Below are 18,551 nucleotides of genomic sequence, written 5' to 3' on the forward strand. Positions count from 1 at the left end.
CAGGACTGACATGTAGGATCCCCCTGCTTTTTCATGCAAAATAAATATTAAATCCTAAATTAATTACCAGCGTCTAACCTAATAATTTTGACATGAATAAAACCTATTTTTTTATATAAGGAGTTGAACACAACATTATGTTTGCTTTTCTTCAGCTTTCCGTTTCTCTTGTTCTGCTTCTAGCTTCTCTTCTGCTGCCTCTTCTTTCTCTTCCTTGGCCTCCTTCTTCTCTTCTTCAGATTTCTTAATCTTTTCATAACGCTGACGCTGACGGTAGCCATAAGTGGAAGCTAGAACAACCTCTTCATTTTCAAGAGCAGACCCCAGTGCACCAATGATGGTGGAGACGCTTGTTGCAGTCCAAGCAATGTAGAAATAGTTGATATATCCTATACTTCCGGTTAACTGAGATTCCAACATACCCATTGGAATCAGTACGATGACGGCTACAGAAAACAGGATGAATAATATAAAGTAATACATGATTACCGTGAATAATAGTGTGAAAAAAGTAGCAGCATTGTACAACTTCCTTATATAGTCGTTTCCTCCACCGTTCTTTTTTTCCCATAACTGGTGTGCCAGAATAATCCAAATGACCATGGCCAATATGCAAATGATCGAAAGCATGAACATACGCCATGTGCTGTAACTATTACTGAGCTTCCATAAAGTCGGAAAAACAAGAGCGTATGAACCAGTCGTGAAGGCAAAAATGATAACCTTCATAAAAGCCGGAAACATAGACCACGGGCGGTTGGCACGCACCATTCCCGTCAAAATTCTTAAAGCACCGCTCATACGTGACTTTATCGTAAATCGAACATCGATCTTCGATTCATTCTCTTCGGGGGTTTCCCGTTGAATAGGAGACAGCACCTCAAAGACACGTTTTCCGACTAGTCTCGTGGATTTTTTATTTTTCAACTCTTCGTGTGCGTCATCGTCTTTAGCCTGGATCCGCTGTTCTGCCTGCTCTCGATCCTCATCTGAAACTCCATAGTACATCTCATTCACTAATTGTAAAATCGATTCACGTATTCGCTTGTACATGGCAGCAGACCCAAGACTTGGAAGGCTGATTAAGGCGACATTCTCCTCTTCAAACGCTTCAGCGACAATTGGCTTCTTTCCTTTTAATAACGGTAAATCGGTAAGGCTGATCGCAAAATCCCATTCTTCATTGTTCTTTTTATCTAAGGTGGCTCTTATTACTTCCGATGAATTACCTGTTCCTCCAGTAAGAGCGTCCTCTATATATTCCAAATTCCACTCGTAATTTTCATTTACATAGTATTTAAGTAAATCGGGCAGTTCATTTTTAAAACTTTTCACTAATGAATTCGGATACCCTGGAGCTGTAATTAATCCTAGTGTTTTAGTTGATTTGCTCATCTCCCTTTACCTCTCTCCTCGTATAACTTTCAATTTATTCATTACTATATAACCATCATTTATTTTGCCTAAACGTGGAGAGGAACAAGGTTGTACTATATACGGGCGAAAAGAGCTGGCCCTCTAGGATGAAGATTTGTATGGTCAAAACGCAAAGGGAATAGGAGACTACGGAGTGCAGGCTTAATCCATACAAGACGTGGTTTTATTGCGCCTAAATAATAGTAGAGTTTTACAAAAAGTACTCTTTGATTTTACGATACCATCGCCTAAAGAAATTCATTTATCATTCAATTCCCCTAGTATTTTGCTGCTGTTATACATTTTTCAAATTAAGACCAGTATCTATATTCTTAAAAGTCGATTATCCATCGCTTCCTAAGGGTACAATGACTAAAAAAAGTGAGGTCACCTATGTTCACTACTCCTATTGCAAAATTACTGCGACTTGTTCCTAATCAAGCAAAAAAGAACCCTATGATCCCCTTACAACAAATAAAAATGAAAAAAGAAGTCATAGTTGAAACATCCGTTCAACTTACCTATATATCGTTTTACTATCCTTTAGGAGTCGCAAAGGAGAAGCTGCCTGTCTACATCAACTTCCATGGCGGAGCATTCATAATGAATGAAAAAGAGATGGATGATCCTTATTGTCGCTTCCTGGCCAACCAGACAGAGTGTGTAGTTCTTAATGTCAATTATGCGAAAGCACCGGAGTACCCTTTTCCAAAACCGATAGAACAGTGCTATGAAATTCTCCAATGGTTGAAGAATAATGCGAACGATTTGAATATCAACCCGGAAAAAGTCATGGTAGGCGGACAAAGTTCAGGTGCAAATATCGCAGCAGCCCTATGTCTTTACCTTGAAGAGAAAGGGGAAAATCAGCCACTCCTCCAAGTGTTATCTTGCCCTATGCTCGATTTTGTAACCCCGCATGCAGATAAACCAGAACCAGATCATTGGCGTTCTAGATACCCTCAGGCCGCAAGTTTTTTAAACACGTGCTATGTACCTGAAAAAGAACAGGCAGAACATCCTCTTGCTTCCCCTGTACGTGCTGATGTAAGTGACCGTCTAGCTCCTGCCCTTATTGTCACTGCCGAGTATGACGCTTTTAGACCAGAAGCCGAATTTTATGCTGAGAAATTAAAGGCAGCAGGTGGAAAAGTTCAAGAAAAGCTATTTAAAGACTGTTTCCATGCTTTTACCCATCTTGGTCCAAAAGAAGAAGCCGAGGAGGCTTGGAACTTGATAGCAGATAAAATCACAGAAGCGGCTGAATCCCTATAAAACTGAAACAAGGAAGGAAAGAAAGTAATTGATGAGAAAAAATGAGGGAGCCAGCAGGAGAATGAGGGTGGATAGAGTGAGGATGTCGGGACTTTCTCACCCATTCAGGGAGACTGAGGGGGGAGGTCATCACAAATTCTAAAACCTTCCTCAAAAACTTTATAACAAAGATAATTCTAATAACCATCTTCCGGTTTTGCACTCACTTTTTTAAAAAGCAGGGAACTTCTATTAGCTGGTATTATGGAAAATCCTATTTAAATAAAAATAAGCAGTACTTCTCTAGGGAAGTAGCTGCTTATTTTAAGAGGGGTTAAATGGTTTATACGTACGATGGGGTATTATCTAATAATTCTTTGACTCCATTCCCAACCTTAAACCCGACTTCCTTCACGCTCATGTTTCTTGTGTTTGCTTTCAATTAATCTGAACTGACGTTCTGTTCCGTCAATTAAAATAGAATGCGTTACATGACAGTCCGAGTAAGACTGAATGCCTTTTAAAAACATATTTTCTGTAATACCTGTAGCAGCAAAAATGCATTTATCTGTACTGACAAGTTGATGATGAGTTAGCTTAGCCTCTGGATGATGAAGTCCCATTTCCATACAGCGCGCATATTCTGCATCACTTCTTGGCAATAATTTTCCTTGCATTTCTCCTCCTAATCCCTTGATCGCCACGGCCCCTAGAACTCCTTCAGGTGCTCCGCCAATTCCTAAGAATAGATCAACTTCTAAATGGTCTAAACAAGTAGCTGTTTCGTAAATAACATCTCCATCTTTAAACAAATGTACTTTAGCTCCCATTTGTCTGATCTCATCGACATATCTTTGATGTCTGGGTCTATCTTGTATAAGTACATGTAATTCGTTCATTTCTTTACCTTTCGCGCCAGCCACTTTTTTTATATTCTCGGATAAAGGAGCATCAATATCGATGTGCCCTTTCGCTGCCGGTCCTACGGCTAGCTTCATCATATACATGTCAGGTGCATGAAGAAGTGCCCCTTTTGGTGCAGCTGCAATAACTGTAATAGCATTACTTTGACCATTTACTGTTGGAGTAGTTCCCTCTATAGGGTCTACAGCAATATCGATTTCCGGGAGGTCACCCGTCCCTAGTTTCTCACCAATAAACAACATCGGTGCTTCATCTATTTCTCCTTCTCCAATGACAATTTTTCCATCCATGCACATCTCATTTAATTTCTTTCGCATAGCATATGTCGCTGCTCCATCAGCTTTTATTTTGTCTCCACTTCCTATCCAGGGAATCGCAGCCATAGCAGCCGATTCAGTGACTTTTAAAAAATCCAGCATAAGTGATTTCATGAAATGTTTCCTCCTAGGGGTGTCTAACCGCATTGGTTTCCAGAAACGGGTTGAGGAGCATGGTCTTTTTTAAATTGCTTTTCTTTTTCATTAATTTTTTCTACTTTTCTTTTCGAGCCGTCCGCCCATTCAGACTTCAGGTAAGCTTCTACTACTTTTTTTCCGACCTCTATACCAATGATTTGCGCGCCCATCGTAATAATTTGCGCATTATTACTTAATTGAGCTCTTTCAGCAGCATACGTATCGTGTGCTAACGCTGCACGAATGCCAGGGTACTTATTGGCTGCAATTGAAACTCCAATACCTGTTCCGCATATTAAGACTGCACGATCTAACTTACCGTCATGGATATCTTTGGATACCTCAAATGCCACATCAGGGTAATCCACTGCTGAGCAGGAATGGCATCCATAATCCACTACTTCATGGTTTGTTGTTTCCTCTACAAACTTTTTAATGACCTCTTTAAGTTCAAAACCATTGTGATCACTGCCAACACCTAATTTCATGACCTTCCCCTCTTTCGTTTTATTTTATTTATTTTCATTTTAGTTCATTGTAAAAATAATTTCAATTGTTTAATTTTATTTTTTTCATTTATTTTCACTTTTCCCTTTCACTTACGATCAAACGAGGAAAAAGGCTAAAAAAAGAATCAGAAACTATCGATACAGCTCTGATTCTATCATTTATTCTGTTTTTCACTACGCTCCAGCCGTCTCCTTAGGTCACACTGTTTTTGCAGAATTGTTTTTAATAAATTGCAAAAACGTAGATAGAATGAAATAAGCTGAGGTCGCCCCTGGATCTTGAGCACCGATAGACCTTTCCCCCAAACGACTGGAGCGACCTTTCTTGGAGATAATGTCTTTCGTTGAGTTCATTCCTTCTTCTGCAGCGTTTACAGCTTCTGAAAATGCCAATTCAAAATCCTGGGAGTTAGTAAAACTGGTTTCCAGCTTACAGGCAAATGGTTCAAGTGTATCAACCATTGTTTTATCACCAACTTCAGCTTGACCTCTGTCCTTTACTCCTTTTGCGAAAGCAATCCAATACTCTGTTAAGTCACGATCAGTCAAAACTGTTTTATTTTTTGAAGTTTTCGCTCCCCTCATAAAGCCTGTGGCATATAGGGGACCTACAGAAGAACCCACCGCATTTAGAAACGTTTTCCCCACGGCAACACTTAACTTTCCACAGTCTTCTATCTCGATAAGTTCATTGTTTAATTTGTCCTCAACAGCTTGCCATCCGATAGACATGGTTACTCCATGATCTCCGTCTCCTAATTTACGATCTAGGTCACAAAGATAGTCCTTCTCTTTTTCGATCATTTCTACAACTTCCTTAAAAAAATCTTTTAAACCTTTAGATGTAAGTTCCATGCTGAACACTACCTTTCCTTATTTTTGAACAAACATAGGACAATCTACTGGATGATCAATCATGTCGGTCAACTCTTCGTCTAACTTCATGAGAGTCACAGAGCACCCTCCCATTTCTAAAGAAGTAATATAATCTCCAACATAAGAGCGGTAAATCTTAACTCCTCGTTCACTTAAAATTTGTTCGACCCGCCGATAAACAATGTATAAATCCATTTTAGGCGTAGAACCAAGCCCATTGACCAGCACGGCAACTTCATCGTCTTTCACAATTTCAATATCTGCTAAAATATCATGAACAAGTCGGTCAGCTATTTTATCCGCCGTTTCTAATGGACCTTTCTCAAGACCAGGTTCTCCGTGATGGCCTAACCCAATCTCCATCTCGTCTTCACCAATTTCAAAGCTGGGTTCTCCCGTCTGAGGAAGGTAGCAAGGACTAGTTCCCACTCCCATTGAACGTGTATGATCATTAGCTTTATTAGCAACTCGAACTACATCTTCTAAATTATACCCAAAGTCAGCAGCAGCTCCCGCGGCTTTATAAATAAAAAGCTCTCCTGCTATGCCGCGGCGTTTATCCTTTTCCGCTTTTGGTGCCGAAGCAACATCGTCTGTTGCTAGAGCCGTACCTACTTCAATATCTTCTTCTAAACCTGCCATTTCAGCCGCCATCCCAAAATTCATGACGTCCCCGGCATAATTACCGTATAAATAAACTACACCAGCCCCTTTATCGATGGCTTTTGTTACGTCTAAAATAGGATCTGGTGATGGGGACGCGAAAATATTTCCTACTGCAACGCCGTCTGCCATTCCTTTGCCAACATACCCCATAAATGCCGGCTCATGACCTGATCCTCCTCCGATTAGCACTCCAACTTTACCTTCTTTTGTTTCACGAGCCGTTACTAATGCACGGTCGCTACTTGGCAGCTGCCTTATGTAGTCAGGATGAGCACGAACATACCCCTCGACCATTTCTTCTACTACGTTAACTGGATTATTAACAAGTTTTTTCACCGTTATTCACTCCTATTACTTCTTCAAAATTAATAAAATTCCTATAGAAAATAAGTAGAGTTTTATGAAGCCCACCCTTAACAGGAGGGCTTCACTACTAAACAACTGAATGACTGCCCTCTTCGATAGATTCCTTTTCCTCAGCAGCAGGTACTTTTAAGAGCCTCGTTAAAATGGCTGCTCCGAAGTAAAGTCCTCCTAATATCCACATCATACCTTGTGTACCTACTAAACCATAGAATAAAGCTACTAACGCCGGACCAACGAACACACATAAACCGGCTCCAAGATTTAAAATAGACATGGCCGCTCCTTTATCTCCATCACCAACGAGCGAAGGAGTCAAAGCGGATAGAGGGACGAAACCTGCTAAACACGCTCCCCATAACATTCCGATTAATCCGACCACAAACACGTTGCCTGTAAATACTTGCGGCAAATAAAACAACATGATCGTAAAAACCCCACAACCAACTGCGCCAAACCAGGTTATCGTATTCCTCCAGCCAAATTTATCCCCTACGAAACCAAATATTAAATTAAAAGCAATATTGGAAATGAAAATCGTTCCCCATATATTTAACCATACAGTTGTACTGACACCTTGGCTAGCTAAATAGATTGGCAAAAACAGAGGAAACGCATACTGAGCTGCTTGGTTAACAACCCTTACAATACCAGCCATTCCAACTTTAGGTTCCCTTTTCACAATCGTAATCCCATTCATCAATTCCTTCGGCCCTGATGATTGACCAGGTTTCTTTTCCAGTTCGAATTGATCACGATTAACCACAATAGCCAAAAATGCACCAATAAATACCCAAATCAATGCGCTCCAAAGTGTTGGGATATGCCCAAACATTTGGATTGACCAGCTGGAATAATAAGCGCCTAATACGCTTAACCCTCCAGTAAAAACAAACCAGAACCACCCTACAGCCTTACCAAGTTGATGTTGAGGAGTTCGATAAGTAATCCAAACTAGAAATGCATACGCAAATAATGGATAACCAAACCCTCTAATCGCATAAGTAGGAATCATTAATGTATAATTGAACGCTGGTATGGCAAGCCCGACAAACAAACTATGTCCGAGCACATACATAAATACTCCCAAAAGCATTGTTCTCCTCGGTCCTATCGCTTCCACCAATACTCCGGAGAACCATGCACCGATAGCAATCGTTACACCATAGGCTGTTGTTAGAAAGGCTGCCTGCTGTACAGATAAACCTTCATCGACTAAGTAAGGACTTATCCAGGCAAGTTCCAAACCATCTCCCATCATAAAGATTAAAACTCCAAGATATCCCCAGATTAAATGAGATGGGAGACCAATTTTATCTAGAAACGTATCTTTGCCAGCTACATTTTCCATCCAATCCCTCCCTTATACTTATTCAAATGTTACGGCTGTAAAATTATTTTCAGAGACCTTTCACCCTTCTTCATTAATTCAAACCCTTCTTCGAAATCCTTTAAATCAAGTTGATGGGTGACAACATTATCTGTAGGGAAGTCTCCGTTGGATATCCCATCTATTACGAGCGGGTAACAATACGGTCCTAAATGAGAACCGAGTAAATCAAGTTCTTTTCTGTCGCTGATAATACTCCAGTCAACTGTCACAGGCTCTCCAAACACACTAAACTCTACAAATCGTCCTAACTTCCTGATCATATGAAGCCCTTGTTCTACCGATTTCGGATGGCCGGTTGCTTCAATATACACATCACAACCGTAGCCTTCGGTCATATTTTTAATTTCTTGAACAACGTCAACTTCACTCGGGTTTAAAACAATGTCCGCGCCAAATTGCTTTGCTAATTCCAAGCGATCTTCTTTTAAGTCCAGCACAACTAATTTTTCAGCTCCTGATTTTTTAAGGGCGCCAACCATTCCTAGTCCAAGAGTTCCAGCCCCAGACAACACGACTACATCCCCCAGTTGAACCTGAGCCCTTTGAACAGCGTGAAGACTACAAGCATAAGGCTCTATTAAAATCGCTTCCTCAATTGGTAAGTCCTCGGGAACTTTATAGTTAATGGCTTCTTTTGTAAATTTCATATATTCAGCCATCCCGCCGTTTACGTTATTTTGAAACCCATATAAATCATGCTTTTCACACATCCAATATTGACCTCTATTGCAGAATCGGCATTCCCAGCATGGAACGATCTGTTCAGAAATAACCCGGTCTCCAATTTCAAAATCTTTCACGGCTTCTCCTCTTTGAACGACTCTAGCGATGAATTCATGCCCAGGAATCATTGGAGCCTTAATATAAGACGGCTGTTGTTCATCTCCCCAGAAACTCGGGGCCCCATCATACGCCTTAATATCACCGGCACAAATGCCGCAAGCTTCTACTTTTACAATAATTTCTTCTTCATTTTCTAATTTAGGAGTTTCTACTTCCTCATATCGATAATCTTTCGGACCGTATGCAACAATTGCCTTCATGGTTCCCGGAATCGTTTTAGCTACTTCCTGTTTACCAGTCACTGTCTCGTTCATCTTATCTCTCCCTCTCCTAAATAGTTATTGAAAATCATGCAACCGATCCTCAAACAAACCTTTTGTAATCGGTTTCATTAATTGAGTCAAGTTTATCATTATTTTTTGTTTTGTCAAATTATTTTTCGAATACTTTCGTTTATTGATCTTTATCGAGTCCCAAACCGTATATCGAAAAAGGGAGTCGGTGAAACTGTTGATAAATCATGAAAAATAACATAATATAAAACTATAATAGACCAAGAGGATGAAATGTAATGAAAATGTTTGTAAGTGAAAGAAGAAATAAAATTATGCAACTTTTAAATGAAAAAAAACGAGTAACTGTTAAGGAACTGTCCTCATATATAGGGGTATCAGAAGCAACTCTTCGTGCAGATCTCAATAAGATGGAGGCGGATGGTCTTCTGACTCGAACCCACGGGGGAGCTACACTAAAAGAGGAGTCAGATAATGAAACGAGCTTTACCGCTCGTGAAAAGAAAAACAAAGAACAAAAAACAGTCATTGCTGAAAAGGCCTTTGAATTAATTGAAGAAAAGCAATGTATTTTGTTAGATGCAAGTTCAACCGCGTTAGAATTGGCTCGGTACTTAAAAACCCAACCGATGCGACTCACAATTGTAACGAGTGGAGTCCTAACGGCATTAGAATTAAAAGAAAATCCGGATCTAACAGTCATTATGATCGGTGGAGTTGTAACGAACCGCTCCTCTTCGATCGAGGGGACATTGGGGTTAGATATTTTAGACCACGTAAATATTGATATGATGTTTACATCAGGGAATGGTTTCTCAGTGGATAAAGGGCTGACAGACTTTAACTTGTATGAAGTTGAATTAAAGAAACAACTTGTACAAAGGTCTAATAAACTAGTTGCCATCGTGGATAGTTCGAAAATAGGAACGACTTCAAGTGCAGTTTTTGCAACACCGGATAACATCGATACGTTGGTCACTGATAATCCGTTGGATGATAACTTGTCTGCACAACTATCAGAAAGACATATTAATGTACTAGCTCCAGCCCTAAGCACACAAAAATAAAGTCCCGCATTACGGATGACGGAACACTATTAAATAAAGCTATAAAGATTCTCCTATTGCATGAATAGGAGAATCTTTTATGTTGTGGCAATGAATTTCTGCTTTATAGGATTCTCACAAAGCAACAACCTCATCCTCATCACCATTGTTGCACAATTAACATCTGAATGTTCAAATATCTATTCTTATTTACAAAAAAATCCTTTATAATGAGTAGCGAAGGGGTGCCACAGGACCAATACATGGACAAGCATATCGCAAACATCTGCTAGACTTATCGCCAACTGTTTCCCTATGCCCATTTCCGGAAAAATTTTTGCTAAATACATAAGGCTCGTATGCCTATAAGTTGAATGGAGGAATAACAATATGTCAGAAAATCCGTCAATTCTTCAGAATTTGCGTCTCCCTGTAATTGGGGCGCCATTATTTATTATTAGTAATCCTAAGCTAGTGATCGAGCAATGTAAGGCAGGGATCGTTGGATCGATGCCTGCGTTGAATGCCAGACCTGGATCCTTACTTGATGAATGGCTGGCAGAAATTACAGAAGAGCTTGCAGCTTATAACGCCAAAAATCCAGATCGTCCTGCTGCCCCATTTGCGATTAATCAGATTGTTCACAAGTCTAATAAACGGTTAGAACACGACATGGAATTGTGTGAGAAATACAAAGTTCCGATTATCATAACTTCTTTAGGTGCGCGGGAGAAGGTATATGATCATGCACACAGCTACGGAGGAATTGTGCTGCACGACATCATCAATAACACTTTCGCGCACAAGGCCATCGACAAAGGTGCAGATGGATTAATCGCCGTTTCGGCAGGAGCTGGCGGTCATGCCGGTGTAAAGAGCCCTTTTGCGCTAGTTCAAGAAATCCGCCAATGGTTCGACGGGCCGCTTGCTTTGTCCGGTTCGATTGCTACGGGGAATTCAGTACTGGCTGCCCAAGCTATGGGGGCTGATTATTCTTATATTGGCTCTCCCTTCATTGCCACGCATGAAGCCCGTGCTTCTGAAGAGTATAAGCAAGCCATCGTTAACTCTACATCTGATGATATTGTCTACAGTAATCTTTTCACGGGTGTACATGGAAATTACCTGAAACCATCCATTCAAGCAGCTGGACTGGATCCTGATAACCTCCCTGAAAGTGACCCATCCAAGATGAATTTTGGAGGAGAAGACGCTAAGCCGTGGAAAGATATTTGGGGAAGCGGCCAAGGCATTGGTGCTGTTCAAGACATTACGAGTACAGCAGATTATGTTGACAAACTTTATAATGAGTATAGTGAAGCAAGAAACAATCTGATAAGTGGCAGTGTAGTTAGAAAAAGTTGATTAGAGGATCTGAGTGCTTCTAAAGGGTGTTTGAAAGAGGAGTGAACAGGATAAGCTTCTTTGAATGAGACAGTTTTTAAGGAGGAAAATATGGAAGTTTTTGCAGAATATTTAGCCGGTATCGATAATTCCGAGCACCGAGAACGAATGGAGGAAATTTTGGCGTGGATTACTGATACATCCCCTGATTTAGAGCCACACATCAAATGGAATACGCCAATGTTTTCCGATCACGGTACGTTTATTATTGGCCTTTCCACGGCGAAGCATCATATGAGCATTTCTCCTGAAGAAGCAGGCATTACGCACTTTGCTGATGACATTGAACAAGCTGGCTACAGTGCTACCAAAGGATTGTTTCGAATTCCGTGGAATAAACCGGTCGATTACGAATTGCTTGAGAAAGTAATTGAATTTAATATTCGGGATAAAGCCGATTATACTAATTTTTGGAGGTAATGAGGAAAGTAGATATTCCTTAAAGGCTGGGCAGTAATTACCATATGGGGACGTGAAAGGTCTTTTTAATAAGGTCATTTAATTTTGATGTTCTAAATCCGCATTTCTGACCAAAAAATCGTAGTTTATGGTCCAGTTCATCTACCTTCAGTGACAGAATGGATTAAAAAGTTGCAAGACAAATGCAACCGTTGATAATAATCACAAAAAATAACCCCTCATGCGTGTGACTGGCGCCGAGGGATTATTTTGCCTTAAACTGCCTAGCCCCCCCTTGATGGGGTTCGGTCTATAAAGGTTTAGCATCAATAAAGCAGAACCAATGTAACAGAGGAGTGGATAATAAACTAATGGAAAAATATCGAATATAAATCCATTCACACCAAGGTATTTTGTTGCTGGTAAACTTAACAGGATAGCCAAACCATTAGATGTGTTTTATGAAAAAGTGAAGCGACCAAAGCAATAGAACTTGGAATATAAAGAAAAATTACGTTCTCTATTCTTAATATGCGTCTCCAGTCTTCAATTGTGTCACCATGAAATGCTGGAAGATATTCTTTCCATATATAAAACCCCATTAACGAACCTATAATTCCTATTGCACTAGCAATTAGCTTTCTCTTACTGTAACTCATTATGACTCCCCCCTGATGGCAATATATGTGTAAGCCATAGAGTCATATACACTTTATTGGAGATTCTCTTGGCCAGTTGGGTAAGGGGATCGTCATAACCTCATTCAGCACTCTCCCGATAACACAAGCCCCCGAAACGCACCTAATAAACTCATTCATTTACATGTGGATTAGAATATTGAGGAGCTTTCCGAATGGATCCCTTACAAAGAACCGCCGAACTCCCCATGATTCCTCAGCTGGTCCATACTCAATCGAAATCCCTGCTTCTTGCATACGGGTTAGTGCCTCCTCAAGATCATCGACCTCAATCGATAGGTCTGGCACAGGTGTCCCAGATCCTCCCTCTGAAAGGAAGCTAACTTGAGTGTCCATTTTCTCATGTGAACCGTATGTTGCAATAAATCCCATATCCATCAGTTTTTCAAGTCCGAGTACCTCCCCGTAAAAGTGCTTTGCTTTAGAAATTTCTTGCGTCTCAATATTGGCAACAATTCGTTTAACCTTCACTTTATATCCTCCTAAAATTGTGTTGTCCAAATTTTCATCTCACAGAAGGCTCAATTAAACTTTTCATAAAAAGGAATCGAAAGTACATAATAAAACGGGAATTATGATGAAGAGGTTCAACCTGACTAATAGACCGTTTGTCTTTATTTTGTATAAGTATATACCATGTTGAGGAGTTGACATGACAAAGTGAAATTTAAAAAGGAAAAGATCAACGTTGTAGATTTTCAACAAACTAAGAAAAGCGTGTATGCTACTGGGATAGGAAACGCTGTGGAATGGTTTGATTTCGGTTTATATTCATATTTGGCTGTTATTATTAGTCAAAACTTTTTTACCGGTGTTGAGAATGATCAGCTCAAATTGGTGTTCACATTCGCAACATTTGCGATTGCCTTTTTAATGCGCCCGCTAGGCGGTGTTATTTTTGGTAAAATCGGTGATAAATCAGGAAGAAAAGTTGTGTTAACGACCACAATTATTTTAATGGCTGCTTCCACATTACTAATTGGTTTATTACCCACCTATGATCAAATAGGTATATGGGCGCCTATACTGTTATTAATAGCTAGAATTATTCAGGGCTTTTCAACTGGCGGTGAGTACGCTGGTGCAATGGTCTATATTGCAGAATCTTCCCCAGACAATAAACGCAACATGCTTGGAAGCGGACTGGAAATTGGCACGCTCGCTGGTTTTATATTAGCTTCAATACTTGCCAGTGCACTCTTTATGATTTTATCAAACGAACAGATGGCCTCATGGGGCTGGAGAATACCATTTCTACTCGGCTTACCTTTAGGGTTTGTTGGATTGTACTTAAGAAGAAGTTTAGAAGAAACACCGATTTTTGAAAATGAACTTGCCGATGATGAAGCCGAAGAGGAGAGCTTCCTGTCTATTTTAAAAAATCATAAAAAAGATGTTCTTGTATGTTTTGTAGCTGTCGCATTCTTTAATATTACAAACTACATGTTACTATCATACATGCCTTCTTATTTAAGTGCAGTTATTGGATTATCCAGTACAACAGGGACATTAATCATTACGATTATTATGGTTATTATGGTGCCGCTGGCTCTAATGTTTGGAAGGCTCAGTGATAATATTGGGAACAAAACTGTTTTCCTGATTGGTTTAGGCGGATTAACGCTATTATCTGCCCTAGCTTTTTATCTAATGAACTTGGATTCTTTAGTGTTTATTTCTTTAGGAATCCTCATTTTGGGTGTTCTGCTTTCAACTTATGAAGGTACAATGCCTGGATCATTACCCACGATGTTCACAACAGATATTCGCTATAGAACACTAGCCGTGACCTTTAATGTCTCCGTTTCATTATTTGGCGGAACTACCCCATTAGTTGCTACATGGTTAGTTTACCAAACAGGAAATAGCTTAGCACCTGGGTTCTATCTGACAATCGTTAGTATCATAGGGTTTTTAGTGATCGCATTCTTTTTCAGTAACACGTCTGGAAAATCCCTGAAAGGTTCATACCCGACAGTAGCTTCAAAATCCGAGTATAAAGAAGCTGTTGAAAATCCAAAAGTTGCATTATGGTGGAAAGAAGAAATGGAAGCTGCTGAGGAAATAGGCACAGTTGAAGAAAAAAGGGACGATTCGGATTCAGATAAATAAAGAAAAACATCAGGGAAGGGGCGATGACACAAGGTTACGCTCCTTCCCTGTTTAATTGGTCATAATGTTGTTTTCGCTACATTCACTACAATAAATCCTTATATACAATATTATGGTAAAGGTTCATAGTCCATTTCCTGATCACTGACAGTTGTAAAGACCTACTTACCATCAGTTCTTGGCAATGGATAGAAACCGCCATTAAATTGCTCCCATAAATTAGGTGGTAAATCATGTTTATCTTCTCTATTAGGATCGAATTTTGAAATGATTTCCTCTTCTTTACCATTTTGAATTTTATTAATGAAATTATGATCTAATAGAATTTCTCTACCTAATGCTAACAATTCAACATTTTTTGATTCTACAGCTTCTAATGCTTGTTCAGCAGTAAATATTGATCCAATACCAACTAATGGCATACGACCGTCCATCCATTGATGAAGTAATTTTATTCTTTCTTCTCCTTGATACTTACCTTCACGAGTTTTAGAGTGTACATTCATTAATGAAACATGTAAAAAATCTAACGGCTTTTCAATTAAAGTTTTCACCAATTCTTCTGTAATTTCCATACTTATACCTGGAGTTTCTGCTTCTTCTGGTGAAAATCTATAACCAACGATAAATTTTTCATCTGCATGGACCTTAACAGTATTAACAACCTCATCTACAACTTTAATTGGGAATTTCAATCTGTTTTCTCCCCACTCATCATCACGACGATTATAATATGGTGAAACAAATTGATGTATTAGATAATGGTTTGCACCATGGATTTCTACACCATCAAACCCTGCTTCGATAACTCTTCGTGTTGCCTCACCAAATCCTTTAATTGTGTGTTCAATTTCTTCTTGAGTAATTTCTCGAGCATGATGTTCCTCTTTTTCATCGAAACTCTGTAAAGTTATAGGGCTTGGAGCAGCTACATCTCCATTTGGTGTTAAATATGGTAGTGACTGTGCCCCACCATGATGTATTTGTACAATAGCTTTTGCTCCATTTTTCTTCATGGCTTTAGCTAACCGTTTTAAACCACCAAGGTCTGAATCATGTGCAACTGAAGGTTGTCCAGGAAATGCTTTTCCTAAATCAGTCACATTACTAGCCGCAGAAATAGCTAATCCTACATCTTTAGAACGTTGTTCCACATAATTAATTTCCACATCAGAAATTGTACCATCATCGTTAGAAGATACATGAGTGAGTGGCGCTAAGACGAATCTATTTCTTAATTCTACTTTGTTGGGTAATGTTACTTTTTCAAATAATGGTTCAAACTTTTTATCCATTTCTACACTCCTATAAATTTTAGTTTAAAAACTATTACAATGTTTTTGTGAATACACTAATTCAAACAGCCATGATGGCTCATCATCAAAAATAATGTGCAAACGCCAAATGGTTTACACCCATTGTTTGAAATATGAATAACAACTCCAGTAAATGGTTACGACCTAAACGATAACCCAATGGACTTCGACCAGGTCTAGAATCGGGGTTTTCCGATAAGTCGATATACAAGGTTTGCGTAAATGGTTTAAATACCCCCGGGCTATTTTTCTCTGTTAGTTCACGATAATCTTTAATTAATGCGACCTGTTCCCTAATACTCCGTGAATATTTAGATCCAGCTTCAAGACTCCTTTTATTCTTCCTTTTTACTACAGTCTTCTACATATAAAACTTTCTAATTCTTTAATCACATCTTCATTTCTACGGTAATAGGTCCACTGGCCAATTCTTCTCGTCTCTAAAAGGCCACTTTTCTGTAACAATGCTAAATATTGAGAGATCGTCGACTGGCCTAAACCTATTTTATCGCGAATATCCCCTACACACACCCCTCCTGGAAAGTCATCACCCTTATGGATATGGGCTTGAGTAGGGAAGTTTTCTTCAGGTTGTTTTAGCATTTGTAATATTTTTAACCTGGTGTTATTGGACAATGCTTTAAACATATCTACAAATTTCTCATCTTGTTGACCTTCAATCATTTATTGATCTCCTTTCTATAGAAAGAAAGACACTCCCGCTTAAGTCAGCTGTCAGAACAAAAGATCAGCCAAAGAAGAGGATCCTTATTCACTAACAGCTTCTTTTAACAATTCAAAGGAACGTTTTCGTTTTTCAAAGTCGTAAATAGGCGAAATTGCCATTAGTTCGTCAATGGGTAATTCATTCGTTAAATTCTTTATTTCTTGAGCTACCGTTTCTTTGGAGCCATTCATATAAGTTTCTTTGACGTTTTCTATTTCTCGTTTTTCAGATGGGATTACAATTCGTCTCCCTTCAGAAAGAACTTGGACAATACTTTAATCGGTATATTCCGATATATAGATACTATAACTTTGTCTTTATATTGTCAATCATTCACTTTCATATTTAAATTACTTATTATAAATTCTTACTCAATTATCTAACCTTTTACGCAAGAGAGGCGCTAGTTCCTTATTCAAGGAAAGCGACTGTTTAATAAAAACCAGATAGTTGTTAAATAAACTCTATCTTTATCATTTATTCATATAATTCTTCTGGTTCATAAGCTTCCGACCAATGGTACGGTTGTACTTCTGATAAAGTCTTAAAAACCAGACTTTTTTCTGGTACAGTAACTGCTACTTTAACGTCTGAGCCCCAATAGAAAAGTCTTTCTTGGCATATTCCACATGGTGATAAAACCTTAAATTCCGAGTTCTCATCATCACGAACTACACATATTGAATGCGTTACTTTCTTTGACAATTTATGAGCCTCTAATATGGATCCAGTTTCCATGCACAGTTCCGTAGATGCGTTTATTACTTCAGGTGCTATACTCGTCAAGATTGTACCGTCTTCTAAACTCATTGCTGCAGCTCCGCCCCAACCAGTTGGGTATTTTCTTTCAATAAGTTCAATTGCTGCCTTATATAGTTTCTTTTCTATATCCATCTCAATGCCTCCGTTTATGTGATCCTTTATTACGTTACAACATTTTTATGATCGTCTTTGTTTCCAGAAAACACCCTTAAAATGAACAGTGAGTACATTATCAAAGCGGTAGATGCATTTCTTTTTTGGGGTTATAAACTTTAAGCCAATTCTCTGCTTCTTCCTTCATCCAATTTCCAAAATGATTCAAGAATTTCAATACTTCTTCTGAATTCAATAAAGGATTAATTGCGTACCAAAGCGCTGTTCTCATCTCTTGCTCTTTTTCAGGATAATGCTTCGAAAATAGTTTATGGGCTGGATATAGATCTCTCGTGTAAGATCGCTCCTGAACAATGACAAGCGCAAGACCAGCCCTCACAATAATTCTCATGATCCATGAACAGCAATCCTTAATGTCCTCAATGTCGTTATTTCCCGTTAAATCATGCTTGGCTTTATCAATCAGAGATGTTAAGTGAATGAGGTGTTCATTCGCTAAGGAGCTATCGGGTTTATAATCAGGGAGCTTACTTATTAGGTTTTCACCATAAACACAAACACCATAGGTTTTTAGGATAAACGGAATCATGGAGCAATAGTTTGACTCCTCAACCTCACTTAAAGGGCAGAATCCTAATTCTACACCGTTTATAAAAGAGAATTCTTGATCAATAAATTGTTCAGTCTCCTCCACCCAATCAAGGTCAATATCTTGAGGATCAGAATAGGTTACTATTATTGCGTCAACATCAGATACACCTTCAATGTCTAACCCTCTTGGAACAGATCCTCTTATATAAATGCTGTGAATCTCTTTTGGTAATACGGAAAGACAGCTTTCATTTATTCGTTGGATTACTTCTCGAAATTTATTATTGATTTTTTTTGGATCAGACTGGTTTATTATATTGCCTTTGTCGTCTACAGAACATAAAGATCCTATTTCTTTAATTTCAGTCATGATATAATCCCCATTTCTTTACTGCATATCGTTTAAGTATATTTCTTCACAACGATTTCAACATAAATATCCAATTAAAA

General features: G+C 38.9%; 19 protein-coding genes. 5 read left to right on the forward strand and 14 right to left on the reverse strand.

From position 1 onward, the window contains the following. Positions 1 to 135: 135 nt before the first annotated feature. Positions 136 to 1,395, reverse strand: coding sequence for an MFS transporter (locus tag G6R08_RS06660; protein ID WP_163527262.1), 1,260 nt, complete (start codon positions 1,393 to 1,395; stop codon positions 136 to 138). A 414-nt stretch (positions 1,396 to 1,809) separates the two neighbouring features. Between G6R08_RS06660 and G6R08_RS06665 the strand changes: the two genes are divergently transcribed. Then, positions 1,810 to 2,691, forward strand: coding sequence for an alpha/beta hydrolase (locus tag G6R08_RS06665; RefSeq protein WP_163527263.1), 882 nt, complete (start codon positions 1,810 to 1,812; stop codon positions 2,689 to 2,691). A 374-nt stretch (positions 2,692 to 3,065) separates the two neighbouring features. Here G6R08_RS06665 and glpX read toward each other — a convergent pair whose 3' ends face one another. The 6 genes from glpX to G6R08_RS06695 all read right to left on the reverse strand — a co-directional run bounded on the left by glpX (position 3,066) and on the right by G6R08_RS06695 (position 8,953). After that, a complete protein-coding gene (glpX, locus tag G6R08_RS06670; RefSeq protein ID WP_163527264.1) occupies positions 3,066 to 4,025 on the reverse strand; it encodes a class II fructose-bisphosphatase in 960 nt (319 codons plus the stop codon). A 23-nt stretch (positions 4,026 to 4,048) separates the two neighbouring features. Next, a complete protein-coding gene (gene rpiB, locus G6R08_RS06675) occupies positions 4,049 to 4,537 on the reverse strand; it encodes a ribose 5-phosphate isomerase B (RefSeq protein WP_163527265.1) in 489 nt (162 codons plus the stop codon). Positions 4,538 to 4,756: 219 nt separating this feature from the next. Continuing rightward, positions 4,757 to 5,413: a dihydroxyacetone kinase subunit DhaL gene (gene dhaL, locus G6R08_RS06680; protein WP_163527266.1), complete on the reverse strand. Its 657-nt coding sequence runs from the start codon at positions 5,411 to 5,413 to the stop codon at positions 4,757 to 4,759. 18 nt (positions 5,414 to 5,431) lie between these two features. After that, complete coding sequence (locus G6R08_RS06685) at positions 5,432 to 6,436, reverse strand: dihydroxyacetone kinase subunit DhaK (protein ID WP_163527267.1); 1,005 nt, start codon at positions 6,434 to 6,436, stop codon at positions 5,432 to 5,434. 97 nt (positions 6,437 to 6,533) lie between these two features. Next, the gene (locus tag G6R08_RS06690) at positions 6,534 to 7,814 is read right to left on the reverse strand and encodes an MFS transporter (protein WP_163527268.1); all 1,281 of its coding nucleotides are present in this window, start codon (positions 7,812 to 7,814) and stop codon (positions 6,534 to 6,536) included. Between the two features lie 29 nt (positions 7,815 to 7,843). Continuing rightward, on the reverse strand, positions 7,844 to 8,953 hold the full coding sequence (locus tag G6R08_RS06695) for an MDR/zinc-dependent alcohol dehydrogenase-like family protein (protein ID WP_163527269.1): 1,110 nt from the start codon (positions 8,951 to 8,953) through the stop codon (positions 7,844 to 7,846). A 257-nt stretch (positions 8,954 to 9,210) separates the two neighbouring features. On the opposite strand from G6R08_RS06695, the gene G6R08_RS06700 reads away from it, so the two are divergent. The 3 genes from G6R08_RS06700 (at position 9,211) to G6R08_RS06710 (ending at position 11,802) form a co-directional block, all read left to right on the forward strand. Next, positions 9,211 to 9,999 carry a DeoR/GlpR family DNA-binding transcription regulator gene (locus tag G6R08_RS06700; protein ID WP_163527270.1) on the forward strand — a complete coding sequence of 263 codons (789 nt, stop codon included), beginning with the start codon at positions 9,211 to 9,213 and terminating at the stop codon, positions 9,997 to 9,999. A gap of 369 nt (positions 10,000 to 10,368) precedes the next feature. Next, entirely contained in the window at positions 10,369 to 11,343 is a 975-nt protein-coding gene (locus tag G6R08_RS06705; protein WP_163527271.1) for an NAD(P)H-dependent flavin oxidoreductase, read from the forward strand. Between the two features lie 90 nt (positions 11,344 to 11,433). Further along, entirely contained in the window at positions 11,434 to 11,802 is a 369-nt protein-coding gene (locus tag G6R08_RS06710) for an iron chaperone (RefSeq protein ID WP_163527272.1), read from the forward strand. 407 nt (positions 11,803 to 12,209) lie between these two features. Here G6R08_RS06710 and G6R08_RS06715 read toward each other — a convergent pair whose 3' ends face one another. Both G6R08_RS06715 and G6R08_RS06720 read right to left on the reverse strand, forming a co-directional pair. Continuing rightward, complete coding sequence (locus tag G6R08_RS06715) at positions 12,210 to 12,440, reverse strand: hypothetical protein (RefSeq protein WP_163527273.1); 231 nt, start codon at positions 12,438 to 12,440, stop codon at positions 12,210 to 12,212. A gap of 159 nt (positions 12,441 to 12,599) precedes the next feature. Next, on the reverse strand, positions 12,600 to 12,950 hold the full coding sequence (locus G6R08_RS06720) for a VOC family protein (protein WP_163527274.1): 351 nt from the start codon (positions 12,948 to 12,950) through the stop codon (positions 12,600 to 12,602). Between the two features lie 189 nt (positions 12,951 to 13,139). Here G6R08_RS06720 and G6R08_RS06725 point away from each other — a divergent pair, with 189 nt between their 5' ends. Next, positions 13,140 to 14,591 carry an MFS transporter gene (locus tag G6R08_RS06725; RefSeq protein ID WP_163527275.1) on the forward strand — a complete coding sequence of 484 codons (1,452 nt, stop codon included), beginning with the start codon at positions 13,140 to 13,142 and terminating at the stop codon, positions 14,589 to 14,591. 161 nt (positions 14,592 to 14,752) lie between these two features. Here G6R08_RS06725 and G6R08_RS06730 read toward each other — a convergent pair whose 3' ends face one another. The 5 genes from G6R08_RS06730 to G6R08_RS06750 form a co-directional block, all read right to left on the reverse strand. After that, positions 14,753 to 15,886: an NADH-dependent flavin oxidoreductase gene (locus G6R08_RS06730; protein ID WP_163527276.1), complete on the reverse strand. Its 1,134-nt coding sequence runs from the start codon at positions 15,884 to 15,886 to the stop codon at positions 14,753 to 14,755. Between the two features lie 372 nt (positions 15,887 to 16,258). Further along, positions 16,259 to 16,591, reverse strand: coding sequence for an ArsR/SmtB family transcription factor (locus tag G6R08_RS06735; RefSeq protein WP_163527277.1), 333 nt, complete (start codon positions 16,589 to 16,591; stop codon positions 16,259 to 16,261). Positions 16,592 to 16,675: 84 nt separating this feature from the next. Next, entirely contained in the window at positions 16,676 to 16,825 is a 150-nt protein-coding gene (locus G6R08_RS06740; protein WP_205439401.1) for a hypothetical protein, read from the reverse strand. Positions 16,826 to 17,111: 286 nt separating this feature from the next. Beyond that, on the reverse strand, positions 17,112 to 17,528 hold the full coding sequence (locus G6R08_RS06745; protein WP_163527278.1) for a cytidine deaminase: 417 nt from the start codon (positions 17,526 to 17,528) through the stop codon (positions 17,112 to 17,114). A gap of 100 nt (positions 17,529 to 17,628) precedes the next feature. Beyond that, complete coding sequence (locus tag G6R08_RS06750) at positions 17,629 to 18,471, reverse strand: nucleotidyltransferase family protein (protein ID WP_163527279.1); 843 nt, start codon at positions 18,469 to 18,471, stop codon at positions 17,629 to 17,631. Positions 18,472 to 18,551: the final 80 nt, after the last annotated feature.

The sequence above is a fragment of the Halobacillus ihumii genome, from assembly GCF_902726645.1.
Lineage (GTDB): Bacteria > Bacillota > Bacilli > Bacillales > Halobacillaceae > Halobacillus_A > Halobacillus_A ihumii.

Excerpts from the sequence above, each read along its gene's own strand:
- G6R08_RS06735 (WP_163527277.1), bottom strand. The coding sequence starts at position 16,591 with ATGATTGAAGGTCAACAAGATGAGAAATTTGTAGATATGTTTAAAGCA.
- G6R08_RS06705 (WP_163527271.1), top strand. The coding sequence starts at position 10,369 with ATGTCAGAAAATCCGTCAATTCTTCAGAATTTGCGTCTCCCTGTAATT.
- G6R08_RS06660 (WP_163527262.1), bottom strand. The coding sequence starts at position 1,395 with ATGAGCAAATCAACTAAAACACTAGGATTAATTACAGCTCCAGGGTAT.
- G6R08_RS06750 (WP_163527279.1), bottom strand. The coding sequence starts at position 18,471 with ATGACTGAAATTAAAGAAATAGGATCTTTATGTTCTGTAGACGACAAA.
- G6R08_RS06710 (WP_163527272.1), top strand. The coding sequence starts at position 11,434 with ATGGAAGTTTTTGCAGAATATTTAGCCGGTATCGATAATTCCGAGCAC.
- G6R08_RS06715 (WP_163527273.1), bottom strand. The coding sequence starts at position 12,440 with ATGAGTTACAGTAAGAGAAAGCTAATTGCTAGTGCAATAGGAATTATA.
- G6R08_RS06690 (WP_163527268.1), bottom strand. The coding sequence starts at position 7,814 with ATGGAAAATGTAGCTGGCAAAGATACGTTTCTAGATAAAATTGGTCTC.
- G6R08_RS06695 (WP_163527269.1), bottom strand. The coding sequence starts at position 8,953 with ATGAACGAGACAGTGACTGGTAAACAGGAAGTAGCTAAAACGATTCCG.
- glpX (WP_163527264.1), bottom strand. The coding sequence starts at position 4,025 with ATGAAATCACTTATGCTGGATTTTTTAAAAGTCACTGAATCGGCTGCT.
- G6R08_RS06665 (WP_163527263.1), top strand. The coding sequence starts at position 1,810 with ATGTTCACTACTCCTATTGCAAAATTACTGCGACTTGTTCCTAATCAA.
- G6R08_RS06700 (WP_163527270.1), top strand. The coding sequence starts at position 9,211 with ATGAAAATGTTTGTAAGTGAAAGAAGAAATAAAATTATGCAACTTTTA.
- G6R08_RS06740 (WP_205439401.1), bottom strand. The coding sequence starts at position 16,825 with ATGAATGGCTCCAAAGAAACGGTAGCTCAAGAAATAAAGAATTTAACG.
- rpiB (WP_163527265.1), bottom strand. The coding sequence starts at position 4,537 with ATGAAATTAGGTGTTGGCAGTGATCACAATGGTTTTGAACTTAAAGAG.
- G6R08_RS06745 (WP_163527278.1), bottom strand. The coding sequence starts at position 17,528 with ATGGATATAGAAAAGAAACTATATAAGGCAGCAATTGAACTTATTGAA.
- G6R08_RS06730 (WP_163527276.1), bottom strand. The coding sequence starts at position 15,886 with ATGGATAAAAAGTTTGAACCATTATTTGAAAAAGTAACATTACCCAAC.
- dhaL (WP_163527266.1), bottom strand. The coding sequence starts at position 5,413 with ATGGAACTTACATCTAAAGGTTTAAAAGATTTTTTTAAGGAAGTTGTA.